Consider the following 14,590-nt stretch of genomic DNA (forward strand, 5'->3'; position numbering starts at 1 on the left):
AATATCATATGATATTAGCTTTTTTATTATTTATTTTAATTAAAATAGAATAAATTTTTACATAAACTGATAATTTAGCAAGAAATAAAAGGTAATATTAAGGCTATTACGAACTATTTACATAAAAATATATATAAAGTTTAAAAAACTATTGATAAAATATGAATTATAATATATAATAAGTATGTAAAGTTAAGAATAAAACGAACAATTTATACTATAAATAATGAATCAGGAGGTATTATATGCAAGTCACACAGACGGCTAATAGAAATATATTAGATAGAGTATTTAAACTATCAGAAAATAATACAAATGTAAAAACAGAAATTATAGCAGGTATTACGACATTTATGACAATGGCATATATATTAGTTGTTAATGCGAATATATTATCAGATGCTGGTATGGACAAAGGAGCTGTATTTGCAGCAACAGCAATAGCAGCATTTATAGGAAGTTGCGTTATGGGACTTCTTGCAAATTATCCAATAGCATTAGCACCGGGTATGGGGCTTAACGCATTCTTTGCTTATACAGTAGTATCATCAATGGGGTATAGCTGGCAATTTGCTTTATGTGCAGTTTTAATAGAAGGAATTATATTTATATTACTTACAGTAACAAATGTTAGAGAAAAAATTATAGATTGTATACCATCAGTATTAAAGCATGCTGTTACAGCTGGTATAGGGTTATTTATAGCATTTATAGGATTATCAAATGCAGGAATAGTTGTTAACGGAGCAACAATACTTGCTTTAGGAAACTTAAAAGATCCATTAGTTTTATTAACAATAGTAGGACTATTATTAGCAGCAGTTTTAATAGCTAAAAATGTAAAGGGAGCATTCCTTTTAGCAATGATTACAATATCTGCAATAGGTATGGTCGCTGGTTTAGTAGAATTACCTAAAGGTATAGTTTCAGCAGCTCCATCATTAAAGCCAGTATTTTTACAAGCTTTATCAGTACCAACAGAACAAATATTTAGTTTTGATATGGTAGTAGTAGTATTTACATTCTTATTCGTAGATTTATTTGATACAGTGGGATGTTTAGTAGGTGTAGCTTCAAAAGGAAATATGTTAGATGAAAACGGAAAATTACCAAGAGCTAAGCAAGCTTTATTTGCAGATGCAGTAGCAACTACTTCAGGAGCTTTACTTGGAACTTCAACTGTTACAGCTTACGTTGAAAGTGCGGCAGGAATAGGTGAAGGTGGAAGAACTGGATTAACAGCAATTACAACTGGATTATTATTCTTATTATCATTATTCTTTGCTCCAATATTTACATCAATACCAACTCAAGCAACAGCTCCAGTACTTATATTAGTAGGAGTTATGATGGCGAGTTCTCTTAAAGAAATAGATTTTAGTGATTTTACAAATGCTATACCAGCATTTTTAACATTTGCTATGATGCCACTTGCATATAGCATAGCGGATGGTATAATATTTGGAATAATATCTTATGTAGTTTTAAAAATAGCAACTAATAGAATTAAAGAAATAAATTTATCATTAATAATACTTTCGATACTATTTATATGTAAGTTTATATTCTTATAAAATACTAAAAAACAAAAATCCCGAAAATGTAATCTATATAGGTTACAACTTCGGGATTTTTTTATTAAATAACAAAGTTAAAGGAATAAATAATGTTTGAGTGCACAAAAAGGCCATATTAGTCCATATATATTGACTTTGGATTTGTACTAGTATACTTATATAGTTGATATAACCATAAGTGTATTAAATTCAATTATTAATATATGTAGTTATAGAGTAAAGTATAAGATTTAAATTATTAATATAAATAGGAAATAGGGGTGAATATTAATGAACAATATATCATATCTCATAATTTTACTACCGACGATGTTTTTTGTATATATTGCTTCAGTATATGCAGAGTATGCCGGTGGATTTAATTGTTTTTATGGAATAAAAATAAATGAATTAAGTTTAAATGAAGAGGATAAGGTTAGTATTAGAAATAAATATAAAAAAAGTATAAGAATAATAACTTTAATAATGTTATTGGCAAGTATATTTGCTATTTATACTTTTGATAAAAATTTTGAAAAAGTTATGAATATTATACTTTTTGTTTATGCAGGATCAATAATGTTATTTCAGTTTATAACTTATTCTAAAGTTAAAAAGTTAAGATGTATATTAGGAAAAAATATAGATAATGAAAAAGATATAATACAAAATAAAATTAAAACTATAGATACAATTTTATTAAGTGAGAAATCAAAAATACAAAATAAATTTAGTATTATATTTTTAATATTATTATTTATATCAGCAGCATCAATATTTTATTTAGCATCGATTTACAATGAATTACCAAGATTAATACCTCCTAATTTTATAGAAAATCCAAGTGAAACAGATTTTGTTGTTAAAAGCTTAAAAAATGTATTTGGATTGGAATTAGCAGGGTTTATAATGGTAACTTTATTAGGATTTATAGCTGTATCTTCTATAGGAAATATAAATTCTATAAGAAAAGATAAGCTAGAAAATGAAAAGAAACGAGTGATTAAATACATAAATAAAATGGGTAAATCCTTTGTATTAATAGCTCTATGTATAGAATATCAAACTACGATAATACCGATAATATTACTTAATCAATATAAATTTCCTCTATATACAATTATATTTGCATGGTTTTTAATTATGGCAAATATTATAAATGTTTTATATTCTTATGTAATGTTGAGTTCTTTTAAATTTAAAGAAAAGTTCAATTATAGTGATGATTATAGTAAGTGGGTTTTTGGATATTTTTATTTTAATAAAGAGGATCCTTCATTTATAGTAGATAGAAAAATAGGTATGGGGTACACTGTAAATTTAGCAAACCCAAAGATTAATACATTGATAGCTATAGTTTTATTACTTTTCGTTATGGATATAACGCTAAAGATATAATAGGGCTAGAGCATTAAAAATATAAATAGTAGGAGGATTTTATTATGGGGATTTTTATAAACATACTATTAATAATACTAGGAGTTGGTTTTATAATAAGTGGATATAAACTTAATAGGTATAGAGATTTAAGTATAATTCCTAACAAATGGATATCGGTAGAAAAAATAAAAGATAAAGATGGATACATAAAGTTTAATTCTAAATGGTGTTACTTAGGAGGAATATTTTCAATATTAATAGGAGTAACATCTACAGTAGATAAGTATATTATGGAAATTGATACTATAGTTTGTATACTGGATTTAGTATATATGATAGGCATATTTATTTTTATGTACCAGAGTGTTGGTAGTGCATCAAAATTTCAGAAATAAAGTAAGAGTCACCAGTTAAGGTGACTTTTTTAATATAAAGAAACTATATTTATTATATTGTTAAAAATAGGAATAATTAAAACATATACATAAATAATATTTTAAATATGTCGAATGAATTTAATCTAAATTAAAATAAACACTTGAAAATAAATGAATATTATTATAATATTTAAATATAAAGTTCATATAATTACACGAACATTAATAATTAATGTTCGTGTAATGAATGTAAAGGGGGAATAATAATGAAAGTAGCAGTAGTTATGGGTTCCAAATCGGATTATCCTAAATTAGAGGAAGGAATAAATTTATTAGAAAAATATGGTGTAGAAGTTAAAGTGAGAGCATTATCAGCACATAGAACACCAAAACAACTTACTGAGTTCTTAGAAGAAATAGAAAATGATACAGATGTAATAATAGCAGCTGCAGGCAAAGCAGCACATCTACCGGGAGTGATAGCATCACACACGTTAATTCCCGTTATAGGCTTACCAATAAAATCATCTACAATGGATGGACTAGATTCACTTTTATCAATAGTACAAATGCCAAAGGGGATACCAGTAGCAACAGTAACAATCGACCTAGGTCTTAATGCAGCATTAATGGCACTTCAAATAATGAGTATAAAATATCCAGTTTTAAAAGAAAATTTAAAGTCATATAGAAAAGAAATGGAAGAACAAGCATTAGAAGATGATAAAAATTTAAGGGGGTAATAATGATGTTATTATATGAGGGGAAAGCAAAACAAGTATACAGCACAGATAAAGAAAATGAATTTGTAGTTTATTTTAAAGATGATGCAACAGCATTTAATGGAGAAAAAAAAGCAGAGATATTATCTAAGGGAATTTTAAATAATAAAATATCTACAATAATGTTTGAAATGTTACACAAGGAACAAATAGAAACACACTTCATAAAAAACTTATCAGAAAGAGAAATGTTAGTAAAGAAAGTTGAAATTTTACCACTAGAAGTAATCGTAAGAAATATAACAGCAGGATCATTTTGTAAGAGAGTAGGAATAGAAGAAGGAATAGTATTAGATGAACCTATATTTGAAATATGCTATAAAAATGATGATTATGGCGACCCTATGTTAAATGATGACCATGCAGTAGCAATGAAATTAGCTACTAGAGAGGAATTACAGTTCTTAAGAAATGAAACTCTAAAAATAAACAAATTAATGAAAGAATTTTTCTTAAAGATGAATTTAAAGTTGGTAGATTTTAAATTAGAATTTGGAAAAGATTCTGATGGAAATATAATATTAGCTGATGAAATATCACCAGATACTTGTAGACTTTGGGATGTAGATACAAATGAAAAGTTAGATAAAGATAGATTTAGAAGAGATCTTGGGGATCTTGTACAAGGGTATGAAGAAGTTCTTGCAAGAATGAGTAATTAGGGGGATATTTTATGTGCGGAGTTGTAGGTATTTATTCTGATAAAGATATATCTAAAGAATTATATTATTCATTATATTCAATGCAGCATAGAGGGCAAGAAAGTTGTGGTATTGCTGTATCTGATGGAGAAGATATTAATTACAAAAAAGGTATGGGATTAGTTGGAGACGTATTCAACGAAAAAGAATTAAACGATTTAAGTGGAAATATGGGAATTGGACATGTTAGATATTCAACAGCAGGAGGAAGTCACTTAGCTAATTGCCAGCCTTTAGTAGGTAGATGTAGAAAAAGAAAATTAGCCCTTGCTCATAATGGAAACTTAGTTAATGCAAATTATTTAAAAGATATGTTAGAAGAAGATGGATACATGTTTCAAGCTAACTCAGATACAGAAGTAATTTTATATATACTAGCTAGATATTATAAAGGTGACATAGTAGAAAGTTTAAAAATTACTATGGATTATATAAAAGGTGCATACTCTCTTGTAATAATGGGAGAGGAAGAGCTGGTAGCAGTCAGAGATCCACATGGATTTAGACCTCTTATATTAGGTAAAAGAGGAGATGAATATATATTCGCGTCTGAAGATGCAGCTATAGATATACTTGGTGGGGAAGTAATAAGGGATGTTGAACCGGGTGAAATAATAGTTGTTAAAGATGGGAAAATGAAATCTTATTATTACTCTGAAAACTATAAGCCATTAAAGAAAAGTTGTATATTTGAACATATTTACTTTGCTAGAAATGATGCGACTATAGATAAGGTTAATGTATATGATTTTAGAGTTAAATGTGGGGAAATATTAGCAAAAAATGAAAATATAAAGGCTGATATAGTAGTCCCAGTTCCAGATTCAGGATGGGCAGGGGCAATAGGATATTCTAATGAAAGTAAAATTCCTATTAGTGAAGGTCTTGTTAAAAATAGATATGTAGGAAGAACATTTATAAAGCCGACTCAAGAAGAAAGAGAAATAGGAGTAAAGATAAAATTAAATCCATTATCTAGTGTGGTTAAAGGAAAATCAGTAATATTAGTTGATGACTCTATAGTTAGGGGGACAACATCAAAATTAATAATTAACTCATTAAGAGAAGCGGGAGCAAGTGAAATACACCTTAGAATAACATCACCTCCAGTTCAGTACTCTTGCTACTATGGAATAGATACTCCAAGGCGTTCTAATTTAATAGCATCACAAAATTCTGTTGAACAAATTAGAGAGTACATCGGATGTGATTCTTTAGAGTTTTTAAGTATAGAAGGAATACTAGATGCTGCTGAAAATAAAGCGACATTCTGTAAAGCTTGTTTTGATGGAGAATATCCAGTTAAAAAAATTGATAGGGAGGAACTACTTTCATGTTAACTTACAAACAATCAGGAGTAGATATAGACGAAGGAAATAGAGCAGTAGATCTTATAAAAGGGAAGATAAAATCTACTTATGATAATAATGTTATAGGAGATTTAGGAAACTTTAGTGGATTATATAGTCTAAAAGATTTTGTAGGCATGAAAGATCCAGTATTACTTGCATCTACAGATGGTGTTGGAACTAAATTAAAATTAGCTCAGATGATGGATAAACATGACACTGTTGGTATAGATTTAGTAGCAATGTGTGTAAATGATTTAATATGCCAAGGTGCAAAGCCACTGTTTTTCTTAGATTATATAGCTACTGGAAAGTTAGTTGCAAAGCAAGTTGAGGAAATAGTTGGAGGAATAGCTGACGGTTGTAAAATGTCAGGATGTGCATTAATAGGTGGAGAGACTGCTGAGATGCCTGGAATGTACAGTAATGACGAATATGATTTAGCAGGTTTTTCAGTAGGAATAGCTGATAGAGAAAAGGTAGTATCTGGACAAAATGTTAAAAATAGTGATGTATTAATAGGAATATCTTCAAGTGGTGTTCATAGTAATGGATTTTCATTTATAAGAAAGATTTTTTTAGAGACCTATAATTATAAATTAGACCAACATGTAGAAGAGTTAGGAATGACTTTAGGAGAAGCGCTTTTAACTCCTACTAAGATATACGTTAAGTTAGTATTAGAATTACTTAAAAAATATGATATAAAAGCAATAGCTCATATAACTGGTGGTGGGGTTATAGAAAACATACCAAGGGTTATACCTAAAGGTCTAGGAATAGACATAAATAAAAGCTCTTGGGATAAACCAGCAATATTTAAAATGATAGAAAAATTTAATGCTATAGAAGAAAAAGAACTTCATAAGAGTTTTAATATGGGCGTTGGATTGGTTTTAGTAGTAGATAAAGAAAAATCAGATGAAATTGTAGCGTTTATAAATAATAGAGAAGTTAAAAATGAAGTTAAAATAGATGAAAAGTATAATAATTTATTAAAAGATAGAGCTTATGTAATTGGTGAAGTAGTAGATACTCATGAAGGAGTTAAATTATGTTAAATATTGGAGTCTTAGTATCTGGAGGAGGAACAAATCTACAAGCTATTATAGACGAAGAAAAACTTGGAAATATAAAAGGTAGCATTAAAGTAGTTATCTCCAACAAAAAAGACGCTTTTGGACTAGAAAGAGCAAGACATAATAACATAGAGGCTATATATGAAACTAATGAAGATAAGGTTATAGAGATTTTAAAATCACATGATATAGATTTAGTAGTACTTGCTGGATATTTAAAAATAATTAGTCCTAAGTTTGTAAATGAATTTAGGGATAAAATAATAAATATTCATCCATCATTAATCCCTTCTTTCTGTGGAGAAGGGTATTATGGAAAGAAAGTTCATCAAGGCGTTCTTGATTATGGAGCTAAGGTAACTGGTGCAACGGTTCACTTTGTAGATGAAGGTGCTGATACTGGACCGATAATAATTCAAGAATCAATAAAAGTAAATAACAATGATGATTGTATATCTTTAGCTAAAAGAGTACTAGAAATAGAACATAAAATTTTAAAGAGAAGTATAAAGTTATTCTGTGAAAATAAATTAAGTATTCATGGTAGGAGAGTGTTTATAAATGAGTAAAAGAGCATTGATAAGTGTGACAGATAAAAGTGGAGTAGTTGAGTTTGCTAGGGAGTTAAATAATCTAGGTTATGAAGTTATATCTACAGGAAATACATTTAAAACATTAAAAGAGAATGGAATAAATGCAATAACAATAGATGAAGTTACTAAATTCCCAGAAATGCTAGACGGAAGAGTTAAGACCTTAAACCCATATATACATGGAGGAATACTTTATAAAAGGGATAATAAAAACCATGTTGATACAGTAGATGAATATAAAATAGAATCTATAGATCTAGTAGTAGTTAATTTGTATGACTTTGAGGGAACTTTAAAAGCTGGGAAAAGTCATGAGGAAATGATAGAAAATATAGATATCGGTGGACCATCTATGATACGTTCTGCTGCTAAAAACTATAAGGATGTTACTGTAATAGTAGATGTAAATGACTACAATATGATAATAGAAAAACTAAAAAATGATGACTTAACTTTAGAAGATAGAAAGAGATTATCTTATAAAGCTTTCTCAACAACAGCAAGGTATGATGCTCTTATATCAGCCTATTTTGCAGGGGAAGTAGGAGACGATTATCCAGAAATATTTAATTTAACTTTCCAAAAAGAACAAACTTTAAGATATGGTGAAAACCCACACCAAAAAGGTGTACTATATAGCCAACCGAACGCCAAAAATCCAATACTAAATTATGAACAATTAAATGGAAAAGAACTTTCTTTCAATAACTTAAATGACTTACACGGGTGTTTAGAAGTAATGAGAGAATTTAAAGATAATAGTGATGTAGTATCAGTAGCAATAAAACATACGAATCCATGTGGAGTAGGATTAGGAAAAGATGCATATGATGCATATACAAAATGCTATGAAGCTGACAAGGTTTCAATATTTGGTGGAATAGTAGGAATAACTGGGGCAGTAGATGTAGAAACTGCGAAGAAATTGAATGAAATATTTTTAGAAATAGTTGTAGCGTATGATTACACTGAGGAAGCTTTAGATATATTAAAGCAAAAGAAAAATTTAAGAGTGTTAAAACTTGCTAATATAGAAGATAGTTTACAACCATACGATATGAAATACTTAGATGGAAAGTTATTAGTTCAAGATAAAAATAATTTATTAGTAGAAAAGTATGAAACTGTAAGTAAAATAGAACCAAGTAAAGAACAATTAGAAGATATGGAATTTGGAATGAAAGTAGTTAAAAATATGAAATCAAATGCTATAGCAATAGTAAAGAAAGGTCAAACTTTAGCTTTAGGATGTGGTCAAACATCGAGAATATGGGCTTTAAAAAATGCTCTTGAAAATAATAAAGATAAAGATTTTACAGGTGCAACTTTAGCATCTGATGCATTTTTTCCATTTGATGATTGTGTAACTTTAGCTAATGAATATGGTATTGTTTCAGTTGTTCAACCAGGTGGATCTATGAATGATAAAGATTCAGTAAAAGCTTGTGACAAATATAAAATGACTATGGTGTTTACTGGAACAAGACATTTTAAGCACTAGGGGGTAAAGTATGAAAGTATTAATAATAGGTGGTGGCGGTAGAGAACATGCTATTGCTTGGAAATTAAGTAATGAGGATAATGTGAAAAAAATATACTGTGCACCGGGTAATGCGGGAATATCTGAAGTTGCAGAGTGTTTAAATATAAATGATAGCGAAATAGAAGAATTATTACAATTTGCTAAAGAAAATAAAATAGATTTAACTATAGTTGGACCAGAGGTACCTTTAGTTAAAGGTATTGTAGATGAATTTGAGAAAGAAGGTCTTAAAATATTTGGACCTAATAAAGAATGTTCTAGGCTTGAGGGAAGTAAAGCATTTTCAAAAGAATTTATGGTAAGACATAATATACCAACAGCAAAATATAAAGAGTACACAAATATAGAAGATGCTATAAATGGAATAGATAATTTTGGATACCCTGTTGTTATAAAGGCTGATGGATTAGCTGCAGGAAAAGGTGTTGTAATACCGCAAAATAGAGAAGAAGCAATTTCTACATTAAAAGAGATGATGAGTGACAAGAAGTTTGGAAATGCTGGAGATAAAATAGTTGTAGAAGAATTTCTACAAGGGATAGAGACTTCAATACTTGCATTTGTAGATAAGGACACGATAGTTCCGATGGTAAGTGCAAAAGATCATAAGAAAGTATATAACAATGAACAAGGTCCTAATACTGGTGGAATGGGAACATTCTCTCCTAGCGAAATCTATAATGAAGAATTATCTAAAGAAGTAGATGAAATATTGTATAAAACGCTAGAAGGGTTTAAAAAAGATAATTTAAATTATAAAGGAATATTATTTGTTGGATTTATGATAACAAATGATGGAGCTAAAGTCCTTGAATATAACGTAAGATTTGGAGATCCTGAAACACAGTCTGTTTTATTTAGATTAGAAACAGATTTAAACAAAATAATGGAAGCCATAATAGACAACAAATTAAAAGATATCTCTATAAATTACCAAGATGAAGAAGCTGTTTGTGTAATGCTTACATCTGGAGGATATCCTGATAATTATGAAAAGGGGAAAGTTATCATAGGACTTGAAAATTTAGACAAGGATATAGTAGTTTTCCATAGTGGAACAAAGATAGTAAACAATAATATAGTAACTAATGGTGGTAGAGTAATAGGTATAACAGCTAAGGCTAAAAGTGTTGAAGATGCAGCTACAAAAGTATATGAAAATATTAAAAAGATAAATTTTGAAGGAATGCATTTTAGAACAGATATAGGAATGATTAATCAATAGTAGTAAAATTAATTTTTCTAAAAGGGAGAACTGATATGTTAAAAGCTATAAGTTTAGAGTCAGATGTTAAAAGAATATTAGTAGAAAAAAGAAAGGGATTTGACCTTGAAGCTAGAGCTTTAAAAAAAGATTTAATTCAAAGTTTGCATATAGATAGTATAGAAAATATAAGAATTTTAAATAGATATGATATAGAAGGTATAGATGATAGTGTATATGAAAGTGCATGTAATACAATATTTTCAGAGCCGAATTTAGATGTAGTTTATCATGAAACACTAGATATAGGTAAAAGTGAAAGAGTATTTTCAATAGAGTATTTACCTGGTCAATATGATCAAAGAGGAGATTGGGCTGCTCAATGTATTCAAATAGTAAATCAAGGGATAAGACCTATAATAAACACAGCTAAGGTATATATACTAAGTGGAAACATAACCGATGAACAATTTGAAGATATAAAAAAATACTGCATAAATCCTGTAGACAGTAGAGAAGCATCTTTACAAAAACCGAAAACTTTAAAAATGGAAACAGAAATACCTACAGAAGTTAAAGTTTTAGATGGATTTATAGATTTAACTAATGATGGTCTTGAAAGCTTTTTAAGTAATCAAGGACTTGCTATGACACTAGGCGATTTAAATCATATACAAGAATATTTTAGAAATATAGAAAAGAGAAATCCTACTATAACAGAAATAAAAGTACTAGACACATATTGGTCAGATCATTGTAGACACACAACTTTTATGACTCAAATAGAAGATGTTAAAATAGAATCTGGAAAATATACAGATATAATTAATGATACATATGAAATGTACCTTAATTCTAGAAAAAATGTATATGAAGATAGACAAAAAGATATATGCTTAATGGATATAGCAACTATAGCTATGAAAGAATTAAGAAAAGATGGAAAGTTAGAAGACTTAGATATAAGTGAAGAAATAAATGCTTGCAGTATAAACGTTGATGTTGAAATAGATGGTAAGATAGAAAAATATTTAGTGATGTTTAAAAATGAGACACATAACCATCCAACAGAAATAGAACCTTTTGGTGGAGCGGCAACTTGTTTAGGTGGAGCTATAAGAGATCCATTATCAGGTAGAAGTTATGTATATCAAGCTATGAGGGTAACTGGAAGTGCAGATCCAAGGACTACATTAGAAAATACATTACCAGGTAAGCTTATGCAACGAAAAATAACTACTGAAGCTTCTAATGGATACAGTTCATATGGAAATCAAATAGGTTTAGCTACAGGACAAGTTTCAGAAGTTTATGATGAAGACTTTGTTGCAAAAAGAATGGAAATAGGAGCGGTAATTGCAGCAACTCCTAAAGAAAATGTAATAAGAGAAGTACCTAAAAATGGAGATATAGTGGTTTTACTTGGAGGTAAAACAGGAAGAGATGGTTGTGGAGGAGCTACAGGTTCTTCAAAAGAACACAGTGAGGAATCTATACTTACTTGTAGTGCAGAAGTACAAAAAGGTGATGCACCTAATGAAAGAAAGATACAAAGATTTTTTAGAAATAAAGAAGTAGCACAAATGATAAAAAGATGTAATGACTTTGGAGCAGGTGGAGTATGTGTTGCTATAGGTGAAGTTGCAGACAGCTTAGATATTAATTTAAACTTAGTTCCTAAAAAGTATGAAGGTCTTGATGGAACAGAAATATCAATATCTGAATCTCAAGAGCGTATGGCTGTAGTTATTACTAAAGAAAATAAAGAAAAGTTCATAAATCTAGCTAAAGAAGAAAATTTAGAAGCGACTCATGTAGCTACTGTAACAGATAGTGGGTATATGAGAATGTTTTGGAATGATAAGGCTATTGTAAATGTAAAAAGAGAATTTCTAGAAACTAATGGTGTTAAACAAACTACAAAAGTACATGTAGAGAAAGTTGATGAAAGTAATACGTACTTTAAGTCCAATGCAAAAGATAATGAATTTAAAGAAATATCTGTAGACATGGAAGTGAGTTTTAAAGATAAATTTATAAACGTATTATCTGATTTAAATGTTTGTTCTCAAAAAGGATTGGTAGAAAAGTTTGATAGTAGTATAGGAGCAGGTACAGTTATTATGCCATTTGGAGGAAAATATCAAGCCACTCCATCTCAAGGAATGGTTGCTAAAATACCTATTCTTAATGGTGAAACAAATACTTCTACTATAATGACATATGGATACAATCCGAAGATAGGTAAATGGAGTCCATTCCACGGTGCTTTATATGCAGTGGTTGAATCTGTGTGTAAAGTTGTGGCTATTGGGGGTAATTATAAAAATATAAGACTTACATTACAAGAATATTTTGAAAAGCTTGGGTATAATCCAAGTAAATGGGGTAAACCATTTGCAGCTCTTTTAGGCGCATATTATGCTCAAAATAAGCTTGAAATACCTGCAATAGGCGGAAAAGATAGTATGTCTGGTACATTTAAAGATATAGATGTACCACCAACATTAGTATCATTTGCTGTGGATACTGTGGATGCAAAACATGTAGTTTCACCAGAATTTAAGAAATATAACTCAAAAGTTGTTATGTTATACACAGATAGATTAGAAAATGATGTGATTAACTTTGATAAGTTAAAGAAAAATTTATCGAAAATAAATGAACTTATACACAAAAGTAAGGTATTATCAACATATGCATTAGGATATGGTGGAATATGTGAAGCAATAAGTAAGATGGCATTTGGTAATAAAATAGGATTTGTATTTGAAAATGTAGATAATCTATTTAGTCCAGGCTATGGAAATATAGTTTTAGAATTAGCGGATGATGATTTAAGTATATTAGATGGATATGATTATATTGTACTTGGAACAACAAGTGGTTGTGATTCAATAGTTATAAATAATGAAAATATAAGCCTAAATGAATTATATAAAGCACATTGTAGTACCCTTGAATCAGTTTTTACAACTAAGGCAGATACAATAACAGAAAAAATTGAAACTATAAATTATGTATCAAAAGGTGAATCTAGAAAATCATCTATAAGTATAGCTAAACCGAGAGTATTTATACCAACATTCCCTGGAACAAACTGTGAATATGATTTATCTAAGGCTTTTGAAAAAGCAGGAGCAGAAAGTAATATAAGAGTATTTAAAAATCTAAGTGAAAATGATATAAATGAATCTATCGATGCAATAGTTAAAGAAATTAAAAATTCACAAATAATAATGTTACCTGGAGGATTTAGCGCAGGGGATGAGCCAGATGGTTCAGGTAAATTTATAGCGACTGTATTTAGAAATCCTAAGGTAGCGGAAGCTGTAAGTGAATTTTTAAATAATAAAGATGGACTTATGCTGGGTATATGTAATGGATTCCAAGCTCTTATAAAACTTGGATTACTACCATATGGTGAAATAAGAGAAGCTGATGAAAATGCACCAACTCTTACTTATAACAATATAGGAAGACACCAATCTAAAATTGTTAGAACTAAAATATCATCAAATAAATCCCCATGGCTAGCTAATACCGAGGTAGGAGATATTCATAATATAGCTATATCTCATGGAGAAGGTAGATTTGTAGCTAATGAAGAAGTTATGAGAAGTATAATTGACAATGGGCAAATAGCAACTCAATATGTTGATTTTGAAAATAAAGCAACATATGATATAGAATTTAATCCAAATGGTTCATTCTATGGAGTAGAAGGTATAACTAGTTTAGATGGTAGAATATTTGGAAAGATGGGTCACTCTGAGAGAATCGGAGAAAATGTAATGAAAAATATTATTGGTGAAAAAGATCAAAAAATATTTGAAGCAGGAGTTAAATACTTTAAATAATAAATAAAAAGCTGGGCTAGATTTATAGTTCAGCCTTTTTTATATACTTTTTAGAATATATAAAAAATTTAAAAATTATGTATATAGAATAAATTTTACAATTTAATCAAAGTATAACTACTATAGATTCTTGTATTAAAATGTTTCATAGTAATTATTTTAAAAT

At 28.9% G+C, this 14,590-nt stretch carries 11 protein-coding genes; all 11 read left to right on the plus strand.

Annotated elements, in window-relative coordinates:
* Positions 1 to 245 precede the first annotated feature (245 nt).
* The 11 genes from JWF52_RS16000 (at position 246) to JWF52_RS16050 (ending at position 14,424) form a co-directional block, all read left to right on the plus strand.
* Positions 246 to 1,574: an NCS2 family permease gene (locus tag JWF52_RS16000; protein WP_208334515.1), complete on the plus strand. Its 1,329-nt coding sequence runs from the start codon at positions 246 to 248 to the stop codon at positions 1,572 to 1,574.
* Positions 1,575 to 1,847: 273 nt separating this feature from the next.
* The gene (locus JWF52_RS16005; RefSeq protein ID WP_208334516.1) at positions 1,848 to 2,954 is read left to right on the plus strand and encodes a DUF5808 domain-containing protein; all 1,107 of its coding nucleotides are present in this window, start codon (positions 1,848 to 1,850) and stop codon (positions 2,952 to 2,954) included.
* A 44-nt stretch (positions 2,955 to 2,998) separates the two neighbouring features.
* Complete coding sequence (locus JWF52_RS16010) at positions 2,999 to 3,331, plus strand: hypothetical protein (RefSeq protein ID WP_208334517.1); 333 nt, start codon at positions 2,999 to 3,001, stop codon at positions 3,329 to 3,331.
* A 248-nt stretch (positions 3,332 to 3,579) separates the two neighbouring features.
* Positions 3,580 to 4,056, plus strand: coding sequence for a 5-(carboxyamino)imidazole ribonucleotide mutase (purE, locus tag JWF52_RS16015; RefSeq protein ID WP_208334518.1), 477 nt, complete (start codon positions 3,580 to 3,582; stop codon positions 4,054 to 4,056).
* Positions 4,057 to 4,058: 2 nt separating this feature from the next.
* A complete protein-coding gene (purC, locus tag JWF52_RS16020; protein WP_353654963.1) occupies positions 4,059 to 4,757 on the plus strand; it encodes a phosphoribosylaminoimidazolesuccinocarboxamide synthase in 699 nt (232 codons plus the stop codon).
* 11 nt (positions 4,758 to 4,768) lie between these two features.
* The gene (purF, locus tag JWF52_RS16025; RefSeq protein WP_208334519.1) at positions 4,769 to 6,136 is read left to right on the plus strand and encodes an amidophosphoribosyltransferase; all 1,368 of its coding nucleotides are present in this window, start codon (positions 4,769 to 4,771) and stop codon (positions 6,134 to 6,136) included.
* On the plus strand, positions 6,130 to 7,206 hold the full coding sequence (gene purM, locus JWF52_RS16030) for a phosphoribosylformylglycinamidine cyclo-ligase (RefSeq protein WP_208334520.1): 1,077 nt from the start codon (positions 6,130 to 6,132) through the stop codon (positions 7,204 to 7,206). The genes purF and purM overlap by 7 nt, the downstream gene beginning before the upstream one ends.
* The gene (gene purN, locus JWF52_RS16035) at positions 7,200 to 7,793 is read left to right on the plus strand and encodes a phosphoribosylglycinamide formyltransferase (protein ID WP_208334521.1); all 594 of its coding nucleotides are present in this window, start codon (positions 7,200 to 7,202) and stop codon (positions 7,791 to 7,793) included. Before purM ends, purN begins: the two co-directional genes overlap by 7 nt.
* Positions 7,786 to 9,318: a bifunctional phosphoribosylaminoimidazolecarboxamide formyltransferase/IMP cyclohydrolase gene (gene purH / locus JWF52_RS16040; RefSeq protein ID WP_208334522.1), complete on the plus strand. Its 1,533-nt coding sequence runs from the start codon at positions 7,786 to 7,788 to the stop codon at positions 9,316 to 9,318. Before purN ends, purH begins: the two co-directional genes overlap by 8 nt.
* 10 nt (positions 9,319 to 9,328) lie before the next feature.
* Positions 9,329 to 10,585, plus strand: a complete 1,257-nt coding sequence (gene purD, locus JWF52_RS16045; RefSeq protein ID WP_208334523.1) for a phosphoribosylamine--glycine ligase — start codon at positions 9,329 to 9,331, stop codon at positions 10,583 to 10,585.
* A 35-nt stretch (positions 10,586 to 10,620) separates the two neighbouring features.
* Positions 10,621 to 14,424, plus strand: coding sequence for a phosphoribosylformylglycinamidine synthase (locus JWF52_RS16050; protein ID WP_208334524.1), 3,804 nt, complete (start codon positions 10,621 to 10,623; stop codon positions 14,422 to 14,424).
* Positions 14,425 to 14,590: the final 166 nt, after the last annotated feature.

Source organism: Clostridium sp. CCUG 7971, assembly GCF_017590215.1.
Taxonomy (GTDB): Bacteria; Bacillota; Clostridia; order Peptostreptococcales; family Peptostreptococcaceae; genus Faecalimicrobium.